Annotated in this window: 23 protein-coding genes and 1 pseudogene; 7 read left to right on the top strand and 17 right to left on the bottom strand. The window is 47.0% G+C overall.

Annotated elements, in window-relative coordinates:
* The first annotated feature begins 131 nt into the window (after positions 1–131).
* Positions 132–281 (top strand): S-layer homology domain-containing protein, encoded by a 150-nt coding sequence (locus ACFPXP_RS14440; RefSeq protein WP_379895011.1) that lies wholly within the window; start codon positions 132–134, stop codon positions 279–281.
* On the opposite strand, the gene ACFPXP_RS14435 is transcribed toward ACFPXP_RS14440, so the two are convergent.
* The 3 genes from ACFPXP_RS14435 to ACFPXP_RS14425 all read right to left on the bottom strand — a co-directional run bounded on the left by ACFPXP_RS14435 (position 244) and on the right by ACFPXP_RS14425 (position 2,816).
* On the bottom strand, positions 244–1,143 hold the full coding sequence (locus ACFPXP_RS14435) for an IS3 family transposase (RefSeq protein WP_379895013.1): 900 nt from the start codon (positions 1,141–1,143) through the stop codon (positions 244–246). The genes ACFPXP_RS14440 and ACFPXP_RS14435 overlap by 38 nt on opposite strands.
* A 17-nt stretch (positions 1,144–1,160) precedes the next feature.
* Positions 1,161–1,493, bottom strand: a complete 333-nt coding sequence (locus ACFPXP_RS14430) for a transposase (RefSeq protein WP_379895010.1) — start codon at positions 1,491–1,493, stop codon at positions 1,161–1,163.
* A 576-nt stretch (positions 1,494–2,069) separates the two neighbouring features.
* On the bottom strand, positions 2,070–2,816 hold the full coding sequence (locus tag ACFPXP_RS14425; RefSeq protein WP_379895009.1) for an IclR family transcriptional regulator: 747 nt from the start codon (positions 2,814–2,816) through the stop codon (positions 2,070–2,072).
* A gap of 225 nt (positions 2,817–3,041) precedes the next feature.
* Between ACFPXP_RS14425 and ACFPXP_RS14420 the strand changes: the two genes are divergently transcribed.
* Positions 3,042–4,250, top strand: a complete 1,209-nt coding sequence (locus ACFPXP_RS14420; protein WP_379895008.1) for a Fe-Mn family superoxide dismutase — start codon at positions 3,042–3,044, stop codon at positions 4,248–4,250.
* 14 nt (positions 4,251–4,264) lie between these two features.
* On the opposite strand, the pseudogene ACFPXP_RS14415 reads toward ACFPXP_RS14420, so the two are convergent.
* Positions 4,265–5,221, bottom strand: a pseudogene (locus ACFPXP_RS14415) (IS30 family transposase).
* Between the two features lie 120 nt (positions 5,222–5,341).
* On the bottom strand, positions 5,342–6,568 hold the full coding sequence (locus ACFPXP_RS14410; protein ID WP_379895007.1) for an MFS transporter: 1,227 nt from the start codon (positions 6,566–6,568) through the stop codon (positions 5,342–5,344).
* Between the two features lie 145 nt (positions 6,569–6,713).
* Here ACFPXP_RS14410 and ACFPXP_RS14405 point away from each other — a divergent pair, with 145 nt between their 5' ends.
* Positions 6,714–7,466 (top strand): MerR family transcriptional regulator, encoded by a 753-nt coding sequence (locus tag ACFPXP_RS14405; protein WP_379895006.1) that lies wholly within the window; start codon positions 6,714–6,716, stop codon positions 7,464–7,466.
* Positions 7,467–7,783: 317 nt separating this feature from the next.
* On the opposite strand, the gene folE is transcribed toward ACFPXP_RS14405, so the two are convergent.
* The 7 genes from folE to ACFPXP_RS14370 all read right to left on the bottom strand — a co-directional run bounded on the left by folE (position 7,784) and on the right by ACFPXP_RS14370 (position 12,289).
* Positions 7,784–8,377 (bottom strand): GTP cyclohydrolase I FolE, encoded by a 594-nt coding sequence (folE, locus tag ACFPXP_RS14400; protein WP_379895005.1) that lies wholly within the window; start codon positions 8,375–8,377, stop codon positions 7,784–7,786.
* Positions 8,378–8,647: 270 nt separating this feature from the next.
* A complete protein-coding gene (locus tag ACFPXP_RS14395) occupies positions 8,648–8,860 on the bottom strand; it encodes a YneF family protein (protein WP_379895004.1) in 213 nt (70 codons plus the stop codon).
* A gap of 100 nt (positions 8,861–8,960) precedes the next feature.
* Positions 8,961–9,488 (bottom strand): methylated-DNA--[protein]-cysteine S-methyltransferase, encoded by a 528-nt coding sequence (locus ACFPXP_RS14390; RefSeq protein ID WP_379895003.1) that lies wholly within the window; start codon positions 9,486–9,488, stop codon positions 8,961–8,963.
* A complete protein-coding gene (gene queG, locus ACFPXP_RS14385) occupies positions 9,488–10,654 on the bottom strand; it encodes a tRNA epoxyqueuosine(34) reductase QueG (protein WP_379895012.1) in 1,167 nt (388 codons plus the stop codon). Before queG ends, ACFPXP_RS14390 begins: the two co-directional genes overlap by 1 nt.
* Positions 10,655–10,682: 28 nt before the next feature.
* Complete coding sequence (gene rnhA, locus ACFPXP_RS14380; RefSeq protein WP_379895002.1) at positions 10,683–11,120, bottom strand: ribonuclease HI; 438 nt, start codon at positions 11,118–11,120, stop codon at positions 10,683–10,685.
* A 38-nt stretch (positions 11,121–11,158) separates the two neighbouring features.
* Complete coding sequence (locus tag ACFPXP_RS14375) at positions 11,159–11,710, bottom strand: DUF402 domain-containing protein (RefSeq protein ID WP_379895001.1); 552 nt, start codon at positions 11,708–11,710, stop codon at positions 11,159–11,161.
* A gap of 153 nt (positions 11,711–11,863) precedes the next feature.
* On the bottom strand, positions 11,864–12,289 hold the full coding sequence (locus ACFPXP_RS14370; protein WP_379895000.1) for a GNAT family N-acetyltransferase: 426 nt from the start codon (positions 12,287–12,289) through the stop codon (positions 11,864–11,866).
* A gap of 339 nt (positions 12,290–12,628) precedes the next feature.
* On the opposite strand from ACFPXP_RS14370, the gene ACFPXP_RS14365 reads away from it, so the two are divergent.
* The 3 genes from ACFPXP_RS14365 to ACFPXP_RS14355 all read left to right on the top strand — a co-directional run bounded on the left by ACFPXP_RS14365 (position 12,629) and on the right by ACFPXP_RS14355 (position 14,980).
* On the top strand, positions 12,629–12,811 hold the full coding sequence (locus tag ACFPXP_RS14365; RefSeq protein ID WP_379894998.1) for a hypothetical protein: 183 nt from the start codon (positions 12,629–12,631) through the stop codon (positions 12,809–12,811).
* Between the two features lie 122 nt (positions 12,812–12,933).
* Positions 12,934–13,548 carry a superoxide dismutase gene (locus tag ACFPXP_RS14360; protein ID WP_379894997.1) on the top strand — a complete coding sequence of 205 codons (615 nt, stop codon included), beginning with the start codon at positions 12,934–12,936 and terminating at the stop codon, positions 13,546–13,548.
* Between the two features lie 346 nt (positions 13,549–13,894).
* Positions 13,895–14,980, top strand: coding sequence for an acyltransferase (locus tag ACFPXP_RS14355; RefSeq protein WP_379894996.1), 1,086 nt, complete (start codon positions 13,895–13,897; stop codon positions 14,978–14,980).
* 4 nt (positions 14,981–14,984) lie between these two features.
* Here the strand turns inward: ACFPXP_RS14355 and mutY are convergent, their stop codons facing one another.
* A complete protein-coding gene (mutY, locus tag ACFPXP_RS14350) occupies positions 14,985–16,079 on the bottom strand; it encodes an A/G-specific adenine glycosylase (protein WP_379894995.1) in 1,095 nt (364 codons plus the stop codon).
* A gap of 8 nt (positions 16,080–16,087) precedes the next feature.
* Complete coding sequence (locus ACFPXP_RS14345) at positions 16,088–18,067, bottom strand: FAD-dependent oxidoreductase (protein ID WP_379894994.1); 1,980 nt, start codon at positions 18,065–18,067, stop codon at positions 16,088–16,090.
* Positions 18,068–18,250: 183 nt separating this feature from the next.
* Here ACFPXP_RS14345 and ACFPXP_RS14340 point away from each other — a divergent pair, with 183 nt between their 5' ends.
* Positions 18,251–18,589 carry a c-type cytochrome gene (locus tag ACFPXP_RS14340; protein ID WP_379894993.1) on the top strand — a complete coding sequence of 113 codons (339 nt, stop codon included), beginning with the start codon at positions 18,251–18,253 and terminating at the stop codon, positions 18,587–18,589.
* Here ACFPXP_RS14340 and acpS read toward each other — a convergent pair whose 3' ends face one another.
* From acpS to ACFPXP_RS14325, 3 genes are all read right to left on the bottom strand, one after another.
* Positions 18,590–18,979, bottom strand: a complete 390-nt coding sequence (gene acpS / locus ACFPXP_RS14335; protein ID WP_379894991.1) for a holo-ACP synthase — start codon at positions 18,977–18,979, stop codon at positions 18,590–18,592.
* A gap of 205 nt (positions 18,980–19,184) precedes the next feature.
* Positions 19,185–19,994, bottom strand: a complete 810-nt coding sequence (gene nadE / locus ACFPXP_RS14330; RefSeq protein ID WP_379894989.1) for an ammonia-dependent NAD(+) synthetase — start codon at positions 19,992–19,994, stop codon at positions 19,185–19,187.
* A gap of 195 nt (positions 19,995–20,189) precedes the next feature.
* A complete protein-coding gene (locus ACFPXP_RS14325; protein WP_379894987.1) occupies positions 20,190–20,624 on the bottom strand; it encodes a BrxA/BrxB family bacilliredoxin in 435 nt (144 codons plus the stop codon).
* Positions 20,625–20,859 lie beyond the last annotated feature (235 nt).

Genomic DNA, 20,859 nt, shown 5'->3' with positions numbered 1-20,859 from the left:
GAGTTCACCTCATCTCATTTGGTATCGTTTGGTCACTTTACCTATTCGAGATTTGGGGAGGTACTCCTTTTTCTATGTCTAAAAAAGTCAGTCATATCAAGGCATGAGATTTATGAAATTGATTCAACTTTGTGTTTATAGTTCATGCTGCTGATAAAAATGATATTCAGGGACATTGGTCAGAAAATATTTTTTCTGAATGGATCAGTGAAAAATTAATATCTGGATACCCAGATGGTTCCTTTAGATTATTTTTGGCACAATCTGCCCTGTCGCTATAGCTTTTCGGTACTGCTCGGGAGCCAGATCTTTTAAACTTCCATGCATTCGACGTTTGTTATAAAACTCAATGTATTTCGTTACAACAGCATAAGCTTCCTGGTAGGTTGCAAATTCATGCCTTTGCAAACACTCTGATTCGAGCACACTGTGGAACGATTCAATGTGAGCGTTCTTATTTGGCGTTTTCGGCGGGATGCGCTCATGTACGGTTTCATTTGTCAAGCAAGCCTCTTCGAAGACATGGCTAATAAACTGTGGTCCGTTATCTGTTCGAACGACAGGGCGAATGTTAGTTTGAAACAACCGCCTCTTCCACAAGCTGCGCTGGATGAGAGCCGCCGCGTGCTTTCCTTCACAGGAGAGCCCAAAGTGAAAATCCACTACTTCCCGATCACAAACATCAAATACACAAAGAAGGAAAAAGAAGCGCTGCTCACCTGCGATATAACCGTATTTCACGTCCATCTCCCAAAGCTCATTCGAAGCCGTAATCTCGCGGTTATTCGCCAACCTGCGCGGATATGCGGTGCGTTTCCGGCGTTGTGGCTGCAAAAGCTCCAACTGCTTCAGCAGTCGATAGACTTTCTTCTTGTTAATGACAAGGTTGTATTCCCGTTGCAGACAAACGGTAAGCTTACGATAACCATATACTTCAGTTTCATCGCTAATGAGCTCACATAGCCACTCACGTATCTGTTCGTCACTGATTTCTTTGCCGGTGGTTGTTTTCGAATAACCCGGCACAGGACGGCCACCTCTGCGCTTCACAGCTTGCGGGGAAGGAATGTTCTTCTTGCGATAGTAGTAGATTTGCTCGCTAACACCGACAATCTGTAAGATGCGCTTAGCCGCATATCCCAGCTTGATCCACTTGTCGGCTATTTCAATTTTGTCCGATAAGCTGGGTTCTGCTTTTTTAGCAAGTCACGTAATACAGCAATCTCTAGATCTTTTTCACCAAGGATCTCCTTAAGTTGTTTGTTCTCTCCCTCGAGAGCTCGGAATTCCTGCGGTGACGGCACATACGCTTTTATGGCCTTGGCTGATGGCTCAGTCTGCTGCCAGTCGGTATGCTCCGCCTGCTCTATCCAACGATACAGCACTTTTGGATTAATGTTATGTCTACGTGCGACCTGCGAGGCGTTCCCGACTTCCTTCGCTTCTTGTACAACCTGTTGCTTGAACTCTAACGTGAACCTTCTTCGTTGCATAAATAATCCCCTCCACTGGTTCTGCTTCTAGCTTACACTGTTAAGTGGGCTAGACTCAAATCCAATTTCGGGGCTTAAGAGTAACCTTACCATACCTTTTTTTGCTATTACAACTAAATATACCAATTAATTGGTTTTCCTTAAAGGTATTTTTCCTTTTATGCATCTTTTGTTAAATAACTTAAGAAATTCATACTAATCTACGATACCGTTATGGCTTTAACAAGTGTTAGCGCAATTATTATTGCAGCGTTTGTCACTACACTTTTCAGGTAGCCCATATGAATATCGAACTCAGGTTGCTGGAATTGTTTTTTAATTAATATTTACTTGACCGTGGTCAGTTCAGTGGATGTAGAGGCATTTTGATTACTGAAAAGGGGTATGGTGAAGTATGGTTTATACCGAAGTGCCGACTTTTGAAAGAGCGTTTTCACCTTAGGATATTTTATTGTGAAATTAAACGCTCGTTCAGGCGGCAGGCCGAAGGTATACCCCGTACGTATTTCATGGTGATATTCCTTTCGTTTTAAATAGCAACCCCCATACCGTAATCGGCATGGGGGCTTATTTTGATTATGGCCGGATCATGCTGCCCATTCTTCTCGCCGCTTCAATCAGCGTAGGCACATGCTCCTTCATTTTATCAACGGTTAACCGATTCGCTGGGCCGGACACCGACAACGCCGCTACCATTTGATGATGTCGGTCATAAATCGGCACAGCGACAGCAGCCGCTCCCGCTTCCCTCTCCTCAATACTGGTCGCATAGCCAATCTCGCGAATCTGTGCCAGCTGCTGCTCGAAGGCCATCTTTTCGATAAAATCCGGCCATTCCTCATCTCGCAATATTTGCTCCTGTATTTCCTTCGGAGCAAATGCAAGCAGCACCTTGCTGGACGCGCCGACATAGAGCGGAAGTCTTGCTCCTACGGTTGCGACTCTGCGAATCGACTGCCGGCTCTGCACCGCTTGAATTCGAATCCGTTCTTTGCCGTCACGAATGTAAAGGCTGACGGTCTCTTCCAGCTGATCCCTCAGCCGCTCCAGCTCCGGAAGCAAAACGATTGCTGGATCATCGGTTTCGGAAAGATGTGCCGACAGCTCCCAAATGCGGAACCCCAGCTTATATTTATCCGTCTCCGGATTACGGGTAACAAAGCCCTTATGCTCTAGGGAGGCAAGCAGCCGATGTACCGTGCTTTTATGCAAATTTACCTTGGAAGCGATCTCCGTCATGGCCCATTCCTGATGCTCGGTAAAGCACAGCAGAATGTCTAACGCCCGTTCAACAGATCTCACGGTTGACTTTCCTTCTTCCATGGCAAACACCTCTTTTCTACATGTTTCACACTGTGAAACTCGATACCATTAGTATAACGAACAGAATCATCATCGTAAAGCTTAATCTCCGTGTTTCAGTCAGTGCGCAGCTTCCATATTTCAAGAGATGGACCAAATTGGAGGGACCCTATTTTTTCATAAAATCAACGATACCAGAATATACATGATTACAGTTTGAAGCTTGAATCGGGGAGGCGTATTGCGGTGCTGATGATTTACGGCAGGCTCATGCCGCTTAGAATTTTAGAGGAAATCCGGTTTTGGAAAATGCAGGAGAAGGAACATACGGTTGTCATTCGCAGTCTTGTTCCCCAGCTGGAACCCCCATTTGTCCGTTTGATGAATGAATGGGAGCAGGTATTTGGACAAACCGAAGAGTCTGCAAATGCACTCATCACTTCGGCTCTAGGTTCGGCACCTTCCTACATCCCAACAAGTGAAACAAAGCTCCAACAGCTCATGCAAGTCTCTATGATGCAGTCTCAAGAATTTATAAAACAGCTTTATCAGATGATGGAGCACAGCCGTGCCATTCGCAGCCTTCCGATCGCTAGAACCGTTATCATCCATATTATCCGTGAATCAGAATATTTCCTTAACGTCATCCATGCCTATATGCATGCCGAACCGTCCCCATATCGAGAGAACTATCGAAGCCAACACGGGTCTACCGAACCCTCTGCCTCTGCTCATTCTTATGTGGAGCGCTTTGAAGACACGATCCAATCGCAACAGGCAACCGCTACGAATGAAGGACTTTGGTCTTCTGCGTATCAAAAAGAAGGTCAAGTACCGATCGGCAAACATACGCTTCCTCCTCTGCCCTACGCTTACAACGCTTTAGAGCCTTATATTGACGAAAAGACGATGCGACTTCACCATGACGAGCATCATCAAAGCTATGTGAACGGGTTAAATCAGGCGGAGAAAAAAATGATGGAAGCGCGGCGAAGCGGTAACTTCGACCTCATCAAGCATTGGGAACGGGAAGCAGCCTTTAACGGAGCTGGCCATTATTTACATACGCTGTTCTGGGAAACGATGAGCCCAGAAGGCGGCGGGAAACCAGAGGGAGCCATCGCCGAACAAATCCGCAATGATTTCGGCAGCTTCGATGCCTTTAAGAAACATTTCAGCCAAGCTGCTGAGAAAGTGGAGGGCGGCGGATGGGCCATCCTCGTTTGGAGCCCTCGCAGCCGCCGAATGGAGATTCTACAGGCGGAGAAACACCAAAATTTATCCCAATGGGATATCATTCCGCTGCTTCCGCTCGATGTTTGGGAACATGCCTATTACTTGAAATATCCGAATAAGCGGGCGAAATATATTGAAGCTTGGTGGAATGTCGTCCATTGGCCTTCTGTGAACGAACGTTTTCGAAAAGCCCGGGAGTTGAAATGGCAGCCTTTTTAATAAAGGACGGATTGTCAAGCTAAGTGCAACAGATCCTCCATGAACGATTCATTTGCAGACTTCCACCCGAGACACTTCCGAGGCCGGTGGTTTATGAGGTGGAGGGCGCGGGCCAGTTCTTCATCTGTAACCTCCGCAAAATCTTTCCCCTTCGGGAAAGATTCGCGGAGGAGCCCATTTGCATTCTCATTGGATCCACGTTGCCAGGACGAGTAGGGATCGGCGAAATACACGTTGAAATACACGTTAATACCATGAAAGAACTCCAACGCTGTATGGCAAGCGAATTCCTTCCCACGGTCAACGGTCGCGGTCTTGAAGGCTCCTTGTGGAAACTGCCCAGTTACTACGCCAAATGCAATCTCCATGGAATGAGCGGTGCGGTCAGGCATCTTAACAGCTAGGTACATACGCGTCTTGCGTTCAATAAAAGTCGCTACGCAGGCACGACTTTTTCCCCGGCTGGAGACAACTGTATCGAGTTCCCAGTGACCGAATGACTCACGCTTCTTAACGGATTTAGGACGCTGGACAATCGTTTTACCCACTAGAAACCGGCCACGTGTCTCCATAGGCTTCCGTCGTTTTCCTTTAAACTTCGCCCCCAGCCAGACGTCCGTTATAAAGCCACCGGTAAATTGTTTTGAAGCATACAAACGACTTTCCGCTTGCACGACGTTCTTCAGCGATCTGCTCAGGCGACCAGATCAGGTGCAGCTTATCCTCCAGTTCATCAGCTAACTCCGTCGTGTAGCGACCTTTTTTCGGCTTGCTGAACTTCCGCCGATCTTCGTAGGCAACCTGCGCTGCTCTGCTTGGTATACGCCACTCAAGCTTCCTCGCTTTCGTTCTCTTGCGATTGCTGAGTGGTGCCGCCCTAACTCCCTGCCGATTTCTCGATTCGACCATCCAATTCGGATTAGGACTTCTAGCTGGCTACGTTCGGTTATGCTAAGATGAGTGTAACTCATGGTTATATTCTCCTGTTGTTATATGAAAATAAAGCGCTAAAATTGGTAAATAAAGTTATTAACCACGAACCCGCACGAGCGTGTAGCATAAAATCCTGCCCCGTCCAGAGTAATGATTCATTATGCCACCGATTGCTCCTCTTTACCTTTACTTCGGAAAAGCGGAATCATAATTAGGAATCCTGCAAAAAAACAGAATCCGGCCAATTCGTACACAATGGTAAGTGAAAGAGTATTTTTCAGCACACCTGCAACACTCATCATAAGGAGCATCGCTCCCGTCATAAGCGGAGTGCGGATTCCCATTACCCGACCTATAAAGTTTTGATCGGTATGCTGCACGACCATTGCGCTATTTCCGACAAAAATGGCCGGCTGCAGAAGCGCAATGATGAATTGGGCCATCATCGTTAGCCATATCACGGTAGACATCCCTGTTAAGATGATCCCGACACCGTTGACGAGTAAGCCGATCATGAGGAAACGTTGTGGGGCGACCTTAGCCGCGAGAGCAAATGTTACTATTCCTCCGACAATTTCACCCAAACCATAAGGTATGCTAATCCACTTCAAAGCCTCTGCAGGCAAGTCCAATTGCTCCGTAACAAGGAAGATTCCCAGCGGCGAAATTAACCCAACTCCTAGTCCCACCAACGTGAAACATATACTGAGCTGTAAGAGTAACTTGTTTACGTAGACAAAACGAATGCCGTCCGCCATTTCGCGAAAAAGCGATGATGGGTTTGTCTCTCGAATATTTAGTTGCTTTTCATCAGAAGGGACGAAGACTAGGGAGAAAGCGGATAGCAGAAAGCAAGTGCTGGTCGTCAATATTGAAACTTCAATTCCGAATTGCTGATATACCAACGTTCCCAGGATCGGACCAAGAACCATAAAGACAGATGTTAAGGTTTGTAGCAGAGACATGCAGGATTGTGCATCTTCATCACGTACATGATTCTTGAATAGCTTCATGCCGGAAGGCTGTGCAAACTGTGATAGAATGGAGGAGCATAATGTTGCTAAAAAAATGATCTTCCATGTTCCAACTTCCAACATAACAAAGACAATAAATACGGATAACGAACTTAAGCATTCACACCAAACCATTATTCTCTTGGGCCGCCATCTATCTGCGAATACCCCGCCAATGAAAGAAAAGATAAAAATTGGCGCATATTCCGCGACCGAGATCAAGGAAACGGCAATTGAATCTCCGCCTGTCACCTCCATAACATACAAGAGAACAGCAAAATTACGAATCCAAATACCAATTTGAGAAAATAGAGTTGAAATCATAACGGCTCGAACAAAGCCGTTTTGAAGCAGTTGAATGGATCCTGACATTTATAGCTTCCTCCCTCGTCATCTATTCGATTGTCATCTTACGGTCTACTGTAAGGGGAGGGTCAATATACTTTTCGAAAAAAGTTCGTCTTGACTCTCCTCTTAGGGAAGACTTTAAGCTACGTAAGGAAGGGAGGGATGAGCCATGTTGTACACGATAAAAGAAGTATCGGAACTGTCCAATATTACGATCAAAACGCTTCATCATTATCACAAGATCGGTCTCCTCTTACCGAGCAAAGTAAGCGAAGCCGGATACCGATTGTATGGAATGAAAGAGTTAGAACGTTTGCAAGAGATTCTATTTTACAGAGAATTGAATATTTCCTTAGATCAAATCAAGGAAATGATGGAACATCATTCAGACCGGCTATCCATTCTTTCACAGCAGGAGGAGTTACTTCTTAGCCGCAAACACAGGCTGGATACCATCATTCAAACATTGCGTAAATCCATTGCATGTATAAAGGAAGGGGAAACCATGGATAATAGGGAAATGTTCAAAGGTTTTGAAAACGAGGAAGAGTGGAACAAAGCGCTGACTGAGCAAAATCAATATTTGAAGGAATCGTATGGGATGGAGTCTCATGAGGTTGCCCCAACGGATGTTAAGGACTTAAACGAACAAGCAGTTGAAGCCATGACTTTCATGAATGAAATGGCAAGTTCATTAAGAGAAGGCTTAAAGCATAACGATGAAAAAACAAGAAATTTGATTCGATGCCATCTTGAGTTTATGAATAAGCATGGGCACAAAGCATCGATTGAAGACTTTGTGGCACAGACTCGATTTTTTCTAAGTGATGACTTTCATCTTAAGATGCTCGAAAGTCAGCAAACCGGGTTGGCTTATTATCTATCAGCAGCGGCAGAGTCTTTCGCGGCAACGAATCAATAAAGCAAAACCCGGTTGACCAAAAAAGCTGGTGTACCTTTTGAGTATAAGGGCCACCAGCTTTATTTTTCTTGAAGGATGTTATTCCTTGATTGCTTCCGGAGCGCAAGTCTATTTTAATTTTCTTTCTCTCGCTAACATCTACAACTTTTACTTTCAGACGACTACTCTGTAATAGTGGTTGCGGTGATTCCATTTTACATAAATACTTCCATAAGCCTTTAATCTACCTGTCGCACTTCTTTTTACAATCCGTCAAAGTAAAAAGCGGAGCGCATGCTTATCGTCAGCATACGCTCCGCTTTCATATCAACCGCCATTTATTCTTTCACAAGAGATAAAAATTCAGCGCGCAGAGCAGCATCCTTGAGGAAGGATCCGCGTACCGCAGAAGTCATCGTCTTGCTTCCCGGCTTCTTCACGCCTCTGGAGCACATGCACAAGTGCTGCCCGTCCACGATGACCATTACTCCATGCGGCTGCAGCGTCTCCATCATAATATCCGCAATTTCCGATGTAATGCGTTCCTGCACCTGCAGCTTCCTCGTCACCGCTTCGACTAGACGGGCTAGCTTGCTTAATCCGGCAATCTTACCGCTTGGAATGTACCCGATATGGACGTTGCCGAAAAAAGGTGCCATATGATGCTCGCATTGGCTGTAATAGACGATATCCTTAACAATAACTAGCTCCTCATGCTGCTCATCAAAGGTTACACCCAGCACATCTCGCGGGTCTACTTGATAGCCGGCAAAAATCTCCTCATACATCCGAGTCACTCTGGCCGGCGTATCGATCAAGCCCTCCCGGTCTACATCTTCCCCAATTAATCGTAGAATTTCCCGAATATGCTGTTCGATTTGCTCTCTATTTTGTGCAACTAATTCATTTCTGTAATCTTTAACACCTGACATGATGGGTTCCTCCTTCCGCTGCCTCCCTTGGGTTTGACAGCTGTTACACCACAAATGTAGCATCTGATGCTTAGCCTATTCCACCATTATACAAAATCCCCCGCTAAAGTGAAGCCATTCGGCTGCACAGCTTATCCACATTTCAATTCACAAGCGTCATGCAGAGAGAGTCCACACACACACGGACGATGATTCGTATAACAGCCTACTAGCTTTTTACATTTAAAAAAGCGCCCCTTGGCAAGGTTGCTTCCGGCGGCGCTCCTAAGGTCATTTGAATTTTTTGTTGTTCTTCATCATATGCTGTACTCGATTCATTTGCTTTTGATTCAAATTGTAGCCCATTTGCTTTGCCATTTTTTGCAGCATCTCTGGATTGCTTTGCATTTTCTCCACCTGCTTACGAAGGTAAAATACACCTACTGCAAAGCCGATAACCAGGCCCACAATCAGCATGAGTATGGCAATAATCCAAGTCCACATCAGCCCAACCCCCATTACATCGTTTCCAACGGTGATTCTCTCTTCCATCTAATGAAAAGAGCGATTTCAAGTTCACACTGCAATAATAGCATGGATTGACTCAACTTACAAACCGTTTCCAGCCTTCCAATGCGAGCAGCGTTTCCTTGATATAAAGGCCGCCGCCGTACCCTACCATGGAGCCGTTCTTACCAATTACCCGATGGCAGGGAACGATGATTGGAACCGGATTGCGGTTGTTGGCGCCGCCTACTGCCCTCACTGCCTTCAGATTGCCTACAGCTCCAGCTATATCTTGATACGATCGTGTTTCCCCATACGGAATATCCATCAGCGCCCGCCATACCTTCCGCTGAAAATCGGTTCCGCTTAAGTCCAATGAGAGATCAAAGATTTTCCGTTTCCCGCTGAAATACTGCTCCAGCTGTAAAACAGCAGCTTGGAGCAACCCAGCTTGCGGAGCCTTCTCAACAGTATCCTGATCAAACGCTTCAGCTGGATTAAATGCAGAAAGTCTCTGCACATACTCTTCAAAGCTGCAAAATTCAATACTGCATATTCCTTTGTCCGTCGAAATAAGGGTAAGCGTTCCGATCGGAGAAGACATCTCGCATGCATACCTCTTCACTAGGATTTCTCCTTCCCTGCACCAGCACGAATCTTCTCAGCGGCTTTAGCTAAAGCTTCAAGCACCTCCGGCCTATCTTCCTTGCCCTGCGCCTTATTAATCCACGATGCCGCTTCCTCGCCTGCAATTTCGCCCAAGCTCCATGCGGCGGCTTCCCGGATCTCATACCGGGGATCGTCCATCAGCAGCTGCCCCAGCAGCTGAACGGCACTGCGATCCTTGAAATTACCAAGCGCGATGACCGCATTGCGCTGCAGCGGCTTCTTCCCGCGCCAAGCTGCTGCACTGGCGCCGAATGTCTCCTTGAACTGCTTATTGCTCATCGTCAGCATCGGCTTGAGTAATGGCTTAGCCACTTCTGGGTCCGGCCGCAGCTCCTCATGCTGAGTCCAGTTCTTCCCTTTATTTTTCGGACATACTATTTGACAGGTGTCACACCCGTACAGTCGGTTGCCGATTTTCTTCTTAAAGTGATCCGGAAGTACGGTCTTCGTCTGTGTCAGAAACGATACACAGCTGCCCGCATGAAGCTGTCCGGGGCCAACGAGCGCACCCGTAGGGCATGCGTCGATACAGATCGTACAGTCTCCACATTCATCCAAAATCGGTTTATCCGGAGGCAGTGGAATATCTGTAATCATTTCCCCTAAGTAAACCCATGAGCCGTATTCCGGTGTAATGATCGCACAATTTTTGCCGCTCCAACCGATTCCCGCCCGCTCCGCTACAGCTCGATCCGATAATGCGCCCGTGTCGACCATGATCTCTGTCCTGCAGTCCGGGACTTGTTCCTTCAACCATTCCTCCAAGCGCTGAAGCCGCCTTCTTAACACATGATGATAATCTTCCCCCCATGCAGAGCGGGATAAAATTCCGCGATATTTGCCCGGCTCGGATTTCGGGGGACTGCTCATCTTAGATGGGTAGGCGACAGCGATCGCAATAATCGACTTCGGTGATTCCATCAACCGTTCGGGATGTGTCCGTTTCTCAATATCCGGCTCCTCAAAACCGGATTCTCTGCCCAATTCCCGATGTCGAATCAAAATTTCCTTCAAATCCAAAAAAGGGTCTGCCGAAGCAATCCCTATTTTATCGATCCCCATGCTAGGAGCCGCCTGCAGCAGCTCTTCCTTCAGAAGTGACCAATCCTGCTCGTCCGTCATGCGCACGGAATATGGCACCCTATTCACCTCATGTTAGTTGTTTGATCGCCTCTCTTGCCAGCTCATCACAACGATTATTATATTCATTATCGCTATGACCTTTTACTTTAACATATTCTACTCGATGTGTCTCCATCAGTTGAAGCAGCTGCTTCCATAAATCCTGATTTTCGACCGGCTGATTTTTGCTGTTCTTCCAGCCATTCCGCTGCCATCCCTTATACCACCCCTTCTGAAAACAGTTTACAACATAGGCCGAATCACTATATATCGTGACATGGCACGATTCCTTCAGCAGCTCAAGCGCTCGGATAACAGCCAAGATTTCCATTCGATTGTTCGTCGTTTGGGGCTCTCCCCCGGATATTTCCTTGCGGTGCTCCCCAAACATTAATATGGCCCCATATCCGCCGGGACCCGGGTTGCCGGAACAAGCGCCATCGGTGTAAATATCTATTTTTTTCATCTTATCCCCCTTATGGTTATCCATCTAACGCCCACTGCTTACTGGTCGGTATTCCCATTCTTCCATTCTTCGTAATATTGTATGACCGCTTCATCTTGAAATGGTGCCTGATTCCTACGAATGCGCTCAATCACGGATTCCAATCCTCGCTCGACCTTTTCTTCTACTAAAGGAGAGTAATTATACCGATGCTTATGCAGCTCATACTCTGCTTCGTCGAGCACATGCACCTGCTTATGATGCGTGACAACAACGTCCAAATCGTAATCAATATATGTCATATTCGAACCATCATTATAAGGTGGAGAAGCAATATTGCAGTAATACCTGATCCCGCCCTCTTCAATCAATGCCACCACGTTAAACCACTGCTTAGGGATAAAAAAAGAGATGCCTGGAATGCGGCTGACCCAGTGACTGCCATTCGCCTCCTGAATAGGGGTTTGATCGTTGATCAACACATGTATCCCCTCATTCCGGTGCTCCGGACGCAGCTTATGGCCTGGGATAAGCCAATTTTCTTTCCACATCCGATGCAGGTGGCCGTCATGCTTGAAGCTTTTAATGATGTATGGAAGGTAGCTGTCCATCTCCTAATCCTCTCTTGTTAAAGACATATTTATGGTAAATAAACGAAAATGTATTCCGCTGATGTTTATTCTATAGTAATAGAAAAGCATATCTGTCTGCCATATGCAAATGACAAAAAGATATGCTCTTCCACCTTTTTCGCTGTCTTCCGATCAGCTGGACAGGATGCTTAATTTGTTATTAACCGCGGTCTCAAAGTGCCTGTCCTCATAGCCTAAAGAACGATACATTGGCACCAGAGTTTCATTATGCGGATCGAGTGGAACCACTACACTGCGCACGCCGCGGGCGTCAAAACGCTTATTCAATGCTTGAATCAATCCTGCATTTACGTCTTGCTCATTTTCGTACGAACGGACTGCAATTCTATAGTAGTACCCCCTGCAGTTATCAATCGTGCCGATAATAGCACCAACAATGTCGCCGTCCTGCACCGCCACCATGATCAATTCGGAGTCCCAAGACAATTGGTTGGCAAATGCATCCATCGTCTCTTCGAAGCATTCTCCAGTCAGAACTTCCTCCAACAGTCTACTTGTTGCGGCATAATCGCTCAGTTGAAAAGAACGTATCAGCATCCTATCATTTCGCTCCTGTTCTGTTATCGATGAATTCCCTTACTGACCATGCTCAATAACCCATACTCCTAAGCTGATTTACAGAAGAATAGAAATGTATCGGGATATTGGACAGACTATTAGATTATAACTTAATAATACGACAAAAAGTGTCATTTTCCTTTTAAAACATTAAAAAAAACTTAAAAAAACCGATTTTTCTGTTGTAAGCGCTAACTATTAAGCGCTTACAACCGGATTTCTCATCCATGCTTCATATTATGTATACAAACCGAAAGGCCTGTTCATGATAATAGCGGTTCTTTTTTACCAGCTTATTAATAGGAGGAAAGGATAGCAATGACAGAAAACCATCGCAGGCTTGAGGAGCTGAGTGATGTGCAGTTATCGAATTGGACCAGCGAGGAGCTCATGCACCATCACCGGTCGATGAGCGATCTATCCCCTTGGCTGAATAGTCAAGGCTCTTCCCTGCATCACCAAATTATCGATGAAATCATGCGCAGAAACTCTTCCGATTAGCGTTTTCCCGTTTGCTTAAGTGTGAAATCGGAACTTACTTTTCATACATAAATGTTGATTTATTATCAAAAATCAGGGATAATATGATTGGAAAAAACATCTAATAGGAGGTTTTTATACCCATGGCACATCAATTACCTGCACTTCCGTATGCAAACAACGCACTCGAACCCCATATCGACGAGCAAACGATGATGATTCACCACGACCGTCATCATGCAACTTACGTGAATAATTTGAACGCAGCTCTTGAAGGTCATGCAGATCTTCAAAACAAATCGATCGAGGATCTGATCAGCGATCTGAACAGCGTGCCAGATGCGATTCGTACAGCCGTTCGCAACAATGGTGGCGGACATGCGAACCACTCCTTGTTCTGGACGGTTATCGGCCCTAACGGCGGCGGACAGCCTACTGGCGCTGTTGCTGAAGCCATCAATAACGAGCTTGGCGGATTCGATAAATTCAAAGAAGATTTCTCTAAAGCAGCAGCTACCCGTTTCGGCAGCGGTTGGGCTTGGCTGAGCGTAGACCAAAACGGCAAATTAGTCGTTAGCAGCACGCCAAACCAAGACAGCCCTCTGATGGAAGGCTTGACGCCAATTCTGGGATTAGATGTTTGGGAGCATGCATACTACCTGAACTATCAGAACAAACGCCCTGATTATATTGCTGCATTCTTCAATGTCATCAACTGGGATGAAGTGAACAAGCGCTACGAAGCAGCGAAGAAGTAATCCACATTACGGTGGTAGAAGGAAGCTTCCATACGGTGGCTTCCTTTTTTTATGTAAAAATCAAATGTTCATCGCATTGCCTTCTCCATAAGCTGAATCGATCTTCACTTGTTGTTTTAACCCCTGCACTTCATGCATATCCACCCCAAAAAAAGTCACGCATGACCACCTTGAAATTCCCCACGAAATCCGCCAAAATGGAAATTATAAACTAAAATTGAAATTTATGAAATATGCCAATTCTCTAAAAATGTGACTGTGAATGAATATTTTGCGGGAAGATGCCCGGATAATGAACTAGGGCTTTTCATTTTCATATAGGGTGCGTCACTAGGGAGGATTTTGATTGAAGTCAAAAATTGAAGAGTTGGATATCGTTCGAGCCTTTGCCATGATTGGTGTTCTTCTGATTCATGGCACCTCTCAAGCAACGGTCAGCTTAGCGGTGAAGAGTACAACACATAACCTGTTCCTTGCTGTCAATCGCTTCAGTCTTTTCGCAGTCCCCGTATTTCTCATGCTCAGCGCCCTCGTTCTATTTTATCGATATGGAGACGAGTGGGATGCTGGACGAATTCGATCCTTTTACAGCAAGCGGATTAAATTCATCCTGCTTCCTTATCTTATATGGTCTGTTGTCTATTATACCTATAACTACATATGGCCCAAATTAAAGCTCGGCCTGCCTTGGCAGCCGGGGGAGATGGCTGCAAATTTCTTGGAGAGGCTGCTGCTCGGACAGAACGGTCCGCACCTGTATTACTTCATACTGATGTTTCAGCTGTACCTGATCTTCCCGCTACTGATGTCACTAGCCAAGAGATTGCGCAGAGCGCCGATGCTTTTCATTGCCCTTTGTGTCGCAATAAACGCCGCCTTCTACCTATTCACTTACTGGTACACGCCTAGATACGGCCCCATCCCCCAAAGAGCGACTTATATTTTCGGCTACATGGGACTAATCGGGGTCGGCGCCATGATCGGCATGCATTACCACCGTTTTGTCCAGCGGCTCGACAGACTTAAACTAGCACCGATCGGTTTCATGGCCATAAGCGGGAGCGCGTTAGTTCTATGTTACCTCTTGAGCTACTGGGGGATATACAGGCCGCAAACGATCACGTTTGATATTGTATTTCATCTGCATGCGCTGTTCTCTGCTGCAGCGTTCATTACTCTAAGCAGGTGGCTGCTTCGCAGACATCGTCCGCTTTCACGCATGTTCACCAGCTTGGGGTCCGCTTCCTTCGGCATCTACTTAACCCATGTCCTGATCCTTTCGATTTTACGAAATACGATTGAGCTGCCAAGTACGACCGCCGGATATTCACTGTACACCTTTGGTTTCATTGTGATAACGACGGCTGTGTCTTGGATTTTCGTCAAGATGGCAAGGAAATGGAAATATCAATGGATTTTGTTCGGTCGATAAACATTTATGACTGGCGGGCACCGATGATACGAAGGAATATGTTTGGAAACGCGAAATGCTGCATTTCTTCCTTTCGAATCCAGCGGTAATGATCAGGCAAAGGATGCTGCTGAACGATTTCAAAAGCATACACCTTCATGTTCCAATGGATGTGACTGAATGTATGCTCCGCATTCATTAGAAAACCATGCGGCTTCACGATCAAGCCGGTTTCAGCTTGAATATGTCTCGCTAGCGCTTCTTGTTCTCCTGCCTCTGAGAGCTCCTCCATGCCTTTGCCATATTCCATGTGCGGGAGCTCCCACATATTTGCGAGCAAGCCTTGACCGCTGCGCTGTCTAATCAGAAACGGCTTCTCTCCTTCAACGGAACCGACCATCGCGGCAATCCGATATTCCGGACGAGGCGCCTTTGCCTTCTTCTTGATCGGAAGCTGCTCCTCCTTGCCTTCGAGCCGTCCAGTGCATTGTTCCATGACAGGACACACCAAGCATTGGGGCGATTTCGGCGTACAGATCAGAGCACCCAGCTCCATCAACGCTTGGTTAAAGTCACCCGCCGCATCATGTGGGATCATCTCTCGGATCAAATGCTCCATATGTGCTCGGGTCGAGCCCTTCATGATATCCTCTTCAATCAGAAAATAACGCGAAAGCACCCTCATGACATTGCCGTCGACAGCAGGCTCCGGTCGATTATAAGCGATGCTTAGTACCGCGCCCGTCGTATAAGGTCCTACACCCTTTAACGATGAAAAATGCTGTCTGTCATCAGGCACAACTCCGTTATAAGTATCTCTTACCTCTCTGACAGCGGACTGCAGATTTCGGGCCCGTGAGTAATACCCCAAGCCTTCCCAAAGCTTCAGCACCTCTTCTTCCGGCGCATCGGCTAACGCTTCTACGGTTGGAAAACGTTCGAGAAATCTTTCATAGTAAGGAATCACTGTATCTACACGGGTTTGCTGCAGCATAATTTCTGACACCCAGATGCGGTATGGATCTTTCGTTCTGCGCCACGGCAAATCTCTCTGATACGCCCGAAACCAGGCCAATAAGGAATGAACGAAATATTGTTTTTTCTCTAGTGCGGTTGTCATAAGCTTGCTTATTCCCCTCTATTCTTTGCTCCTGTTCCGTGCTCTCCTGGCGCTATATCTGCTGACTTGTCCTGATTTAGATCTTCAAGTCCCGCAGAAGCTTCTTGACCGGCCAGCTTTAAATCCCCCCATGTAGCATGCTCCATCTTTACTGAAGGCTGTTCGTCCGAATGAAACATTTCAGCGGCAGACTTCACCGTACTTTCCTCTGCTTGACCATCCTGCCCGGTGGTCACCATTTCACCGATTACCGCTGTTGCTTCGGATCTTTCTCTATCGTGGTCATCACTTTCATATTCCTGCTCCGCTTGTTCTGCGTTATGCCCACTGCCTTGCGCTTCGTCTGTCTCCGCCTTCACAGCACCTTCCTGCTGCTCCTGATCTGTCAGCTTTACCCCTCGATGGGAGAGCTCCAGTCGCAGCCATTCCCGCTGTCTGTATTGTTCACCCTTATCCCACTCCAGCAGCTCGCCACAAATCTGGATCACCGAATCCATAATCTCTTCCACATAGCTGTAATGGATGGAACCGAGTCCCGTGCGCCGAATCAGCACATCGGCACAGCTGGCAGCCATTTCATATTCAACGGCATACAAGATTTCAGCACAGAGCAGACGCATCAGTACCGATTCCTTGTCCGATATTTCGCTGAAATAGCTGATAATATACTCGCTGCTGGATCCGTAAGCATCCAGAAGATGGCCTGCCCAGCGTTTGGGAATGCCCCTCTGTACAAAAGACTGTATAGTCAAGTCTCTATAGACGGAAAAGTCCTTACCAATAAAGCCTCCGCCAGGAAGCTTCGAATCTACTAATGGCATGCTTCCGGTACGCCAGTCATGCGCTTCTTTCAAATAATGCACCACCGCCTGTACGGCATCCAATGTGGTTCTTCGCAATTCCGCTAAAGACGCTTCTTCCACTACAATCGCATCGTAGGAGGTCGCATGAAGCCTGCTTGAGGAATCCATAGGAACATGCGATTCCCAATGATATTCCACATCGTTTACGGACAAGTCCACGCCGGGAAACACCTCTTTTAGTCCGCTCAGCATCCAGCCCATTTGCTTATCTATGTTCCAATCGGAATGGAGGTCTGCTGAAGGCACTTTCGCGGTGACATGAATCATCCCTTTGAAAGGAATGACCTCTAGAAATCCCCCTTCCAGCGTAGGTATGCTTAAAGCCTGCTCCAGTTGAAAATGCTTATTCTCAATCACCATATGAAATCTCGAGTCCATTTCTTGCGGAATGTACGACTCTTTATGCAGTGGCTGCAGCTTCAAATATCGACCGTTTAGAGGCCCAGAGGCGATGATGATGGCTTTGGCTTGAATCGTATAAGCCTTCTTCCTCAATCGGTCCTCCACGACCGCTCCAACGATGCTCCCGTTCTGTTCCAACCAACTGCTAACGCCTGCATAGTTGCAGGCGAGCGCGCCCCTTTCATAGGCGCCTTTCATCAATTCAATGGTCAGTCTGCCGATGTCGTGTACATATTCATCATACTCCAAGCCGCCTTTTAGCTTGCGCTGGAGCATAAGAGGATATCGTTCTAGCATCTGCTCAGAGCTAAGCAGCTTCGCTCCGAAAGGCCCCTTCTTCCGCGACATCCACTCAAAGCCTTTCAGCTTCAGTCTTGTTCGCAGATGGGCGGTGCTGTTCTTTTTATAATAGGGAAGGACGAACCGCTGCTGCTGTACCGTATGAGGCGCAAGCCGACGGTAGTAATCACATTCGCTGTTGACCTCCGCCTTGTGTCTCCAATCGTCCCACTCCAAATCGGGGACGGTCCCTGCCGTTAACCCGTCTGACCATGAAGCAAAGTCATGCTCCTCAATCAATCCGGTCCGGAGTCCTTGGCCGGCCGCTTCCCAAGCGATAGAGGCTGCCGTCAATCCTCCTCCAATGATCAGCAGATCCAATCCTTCTCTAGACATATCGCGCAGAAGTTCGCATCGGTAACGGGCCGAGCATTTTCTTTTCATTTTAAAGCCTCCTGTACTGCCCACTCTGTTCATCTCATCTCCTCAAGCATGAATCGATATGAGCCTATGAGCATCAAATTATTGTCATGGCAGCGTCTGCCGATGGGATGAAAAAATGTCTTTCAAGCAAAGATCGTCTATAATAAGTTTAAAATTGAATTTATATCTTATGGAGGATATACGATGGGTGTTCGAGGTTCAATTATCTTCATTGCAGCGTTACTTCTCTTCGCTGCGGGCTGCAGCAATGAAGGCGGCACCGGCTACGATATCGATCAGGATCAAGACCTATATGAAGAAGCCGTCCAGGTGTACAAGCAGTCATGCATTCAGTGCCACGGAACAGATCTGGAGGGCCGCGTAGGCGATCGTTCCAATCTGACGCAAGTGGGCAGCTCGCTATCCAAAGAACAAATTATGGATGCGATCAAACAAGGCCCTAAAATCATGCCGGCATTCGAAGAACTCCTCACCCCTGAGGAAATCGAAGCTCTAGCCGAATGGCTAAAGACCAAGAAGTAGCTACACTTCGACTACCGCATAGGCCACTACATGCTCTTCGCTATGCGAGATGCTAAGATGAATGACAAAAGACGCATTCAGCCCCAGTTCAAGGCGGCTTCTTTCCGTGATGCGGCACAGCGGCTTTCCTGCTGAGTCAGGCACAATTTCAATATCCTTTAAGCCCAGCTTACCGCATATTCCACAGCCCAATGCTTTCGAAACAGACTCCTTGGCTGCAAACCGGCCCGCGGCATATTCCACCTTTCGGGTTTCCGAGCCCATGACTTCATACAGCTCCTGCTCTCGTTCCGTGAGTACTTTGCGCAGAAATGAAGGACCATGCGTGCCGCTCACAATACGGCGGATTCTCGATATTTCCAATATGTCGCAGCCTATTCCGTGTATCATCGTCATCCCTCTACCCGTCTAATGACGTTTTAGTCCTGTAAACTTGGAACTACTCTAGTGTACAACAAAATCGCAAAACATTGAATGCTGCCAGGCCCATTCCTGGAAGTTGTGCCGGATCCATATAAAAAAAGACTGCTCCGCATATATCATTCGCGCGAACAGCCTTTCCTTAAGTGGGCCCCGGTCAACTTCCTGCCGGTGATCAAATGCCGGGAATAGGGGCTCTTTTATGTTCGGTTCTTTCGTATGCTTGGATTAATTTTTCTGCCGCCTTTGGATCAATCGACTTTCCTTCCAAAAAGTCGCTGTTGTCCTCGTACGTAATCCCTAGCTCCTTCTCGTCGGTTTGTCCCTCCCAGAGACCAGCCGTTGGCGCCTTGTCCAAAATGCTTTGCGGAACACCCAATTTCTGTGCCAGCTGCCGAACCTGCCGTTTATTCAGCGTACTGAGCGGTGTAATATCGACTGCGCCGTCTCCATACTTTGTGAAAAATCCAGTGATCGCCTCCGAGGCGTGATCCGTACCGACCACGAGCAGATTTTGTTCAAAAGCGAGCGCATACTGCACTACCATACGAGTTCTCGCTTTGATATTGCCTTTGCCCGGAATGCTGACATGCTTGTGAACCCCAATGCCTTTCAGTGCATGCTCCACCTCAAGGGCAATTTCATTCACTGCCTCCTCAATGTTCGTTTCCACCGTATATTTCAAGTCGAACGCTTTCGCTACCGCGTAGCTGTCGTCAATATCGGATTGCTCTCCGTACGGCTGAAACACACCCAAGGTACGGTATTCCATCCCGGTTTCCTGACTTAATTCATCTGTCGCCTGCTTACACAGTCCCGCTGCCACAGCACTGTCTATGCCGCCGCTGATCGCGATCAATAAGCCTGTCGTTTTCGATTTACGTACATATTCCTTTAAGAAATCCACTCTTTTACGAATTTCCTCATCCACATCAATGGTCGGCTTCACACCGAGCGTACGAATGACTTCCTCCTGTGTAGTCAACACCGCTTCCTCCCATCCGTTTCAATTCTACTTCTTAGTATACCCCACCGATAAGGAACTTCAAGAGAAGAGTGTGAGGAAATCTGACCTCACTTATCTGCATGAAAAATAAGCTGCTTACCTGGGTAAAATGAACATAAAAGCCCGCAGCACCTAGAACATCGCTCCAGTGCGCGGGCTTCAATTACGTTCATATTATTTACAGTGCTCATTAAATGCACCGACTAGATCGGCTGCAATTTCCTCAGCAGAGCGATTCTCAATCTGATGACGCTCGATGAAGTGAACCAGTTCCCCATCCTTCATTAGTGCAATTGACGGAGAAGAAGGCGGGTATGGCGCAAAATATTCTCTTGCCTTTGCTGTTGCTTCGCGGTCTTGTCCAGCAAAAACCGTAAACAGGCGGTCAGGCTGCACATCATTTTCCAGCGCTTTAGCAACTCCGGGACGGCATTGGCCCGCAGCACAGCCGCAAACCGAGTTGACAACGATCAATGCGGTTCCTTTGGCATTCTCCAGCTCCTGCTCCACCTCTTCAGGTGTACGAAGCTCTTTAATTCCAAGACGAGTTAGCTCGTCTCTCATGGGCTGAACCATATCGTGCATATACATTTCAAAAGACATGGACATCTTTTGCTCACTCCTTCACAAGGTTTAGTCTCATTTCATTATACCTTGAAGGAAAGTGAATTCCAATCGCCGCCATCATGAGTGGGGTAAAAAAGATCATTTTAATCCTTTCGCCGATCCTTTATCATTACGCCATACTTGCCTTTGAAAGCATCCTCCAGCTCCCTAGGCAGCATGAATTCGGGCATCAGCGGCTTCGCAGAGGCTTTATCAGCAGACTTCTCTGACCTTTCCT

The sequence above is a fragment of the Marinicrinis lubricantis genome (genome assembly GCF_042658665.1).
GTDB classification, from domain to species: Bacteria; Bacillota; Bacilli; order Paenibacillales; family KCTC-33676; genus Marinicrinis; species Marinicrinis lubricantis.
This window is presented reverse-complemented; position numbering and strand designations above follow the sequence as displayed.

What these genes read in the sequence shown, in the direction of transcription:
- ACFPXP_RS14395 (WP_379895004.1), bottom strand. Translation starts at nt 8,860, where the DNA reads ATGTGGACTTGGATTATTGCCATACTCATGCTGATTGTGGGCCTGGTT.
- ACFPXP_RS14340 (WP_379894993.1), top strand. Translation starts at nt 18,251, where the DNA reads ATGGGTGTTCGAGGTTCAATTATCTTCATTGCAGCGTTACTTCTCTTC.
- ACFPXP_RS14325 (WP_379894987.1), bottom strand. Translation starts at nt 20,624, where the DNA reads ATGTCCATGTCTTTTGAAATGTATATGCACGATATGGTTCAGCCCATG.
- ACFPXP_RS14410 (WP_379895007.1), bottom strand. Translation starts at nt 6,568, where the DNA reads ATGTCAGGATCCATTCAACTGCTTCAAAACGGCTTTGTTCGAGCCGTT.
- ACFPXP_RS14425 (WP_379895009.1), bottom strand. Translation starts at nt 2,816, where the DNA reads ATGGAAGAAGGAAAGTCAACCGTGAGATCTGTTGAACGGGCGTTAGAC.
- ACFPXP_RS14375 (WP_379895001.1), bottom strand. Translation starts at nt 11,710, where the DNA reads ATGGACAGCTACCTTCCATACATCATTAAAAGCTTCAAGCATGACGGC.
- mutY (WP_379894995.1), bottom strand. Translation starts at nt 16,079, where the DNA reads ATGACAACCGCACTAGAGAAAAAACAATATTTCGTTCATTCCTTATTG.
- acpS (WP_379894991.1), bottom strand. Translation starts at nt 18,979, where the DNA reads ATGATACACGGAATAGGCTGCGACATATTGGAAATATCGAGAATCCGC.
- ACFPXP_RS14365 (WP_379894998.1), top strand. Translation starts at nt 12,629, where the DNA reads ATGACAGAAAACCATCGCAGGCTTGAGGAGCTGAGTGATGTGCAGTTA.
- ACFPXP_RS14405 (WP_379895006.1), top strand. Translation starts at nt 6,714, where the DNA reads ATGTTGTACACGATAAAAGAAGTATCGGAACTGTCCAATATTACGATC.
- rnhA (WP_379895002.1), bottom strand. Translation starts at nt 11,120, where the DNA reads ATGAAAAAAATAGATATTTACACCGATGGCGCTTGTTCCGGCAACCCG.
- queG (WP_379895012.1), bottom strand. Translation starts at nt 10,654, where the DNA reads ATGACGGACGAGCAGGATTGGTCACTTCTGAAGGAAGAGCTGCTGCAG.
- ACFPXP_RS14345 (WP_379894994.1), bottom strand. Translation starts at nt 18,067, where the DNA reads ATGAAAAGAAAATGCTCGGCCCGTTACCGATGCGAACTTCTGCGCGAT.
- ACFPXP_RS14430 (WP_379895010.1), bottom strand. Translation starts at nt 1,493, where the DNA reads ATGCAACGAAGAAGGTTCACGTTAGAGTTCAAGCAACAGGTTGTACAA.
- ACFPXP_RS14360 (WP_379894997.1), top strand. Translation starts at nt 12,934, where the DNA reads ATGGCACATCAATTACCTGCACTTCCGTATGCAAACAACGCACTCGAA.
- ACFPXP_RS14370 (WP_379895000.1), bottom strand. Translation starts at nt 12,289, where the DNA reads ATGCTGATACGTTCTTTTCAACTGAGCGATTATGCCGCAACAAGTAGA.
- folE (WP_379895005.1), bottom strand. Translation starts at nt 8,377, where the DNA reads ATGTCAGGTGTTAAAGATTACAGAAATGAATTAGTTGCACAAAATAGA.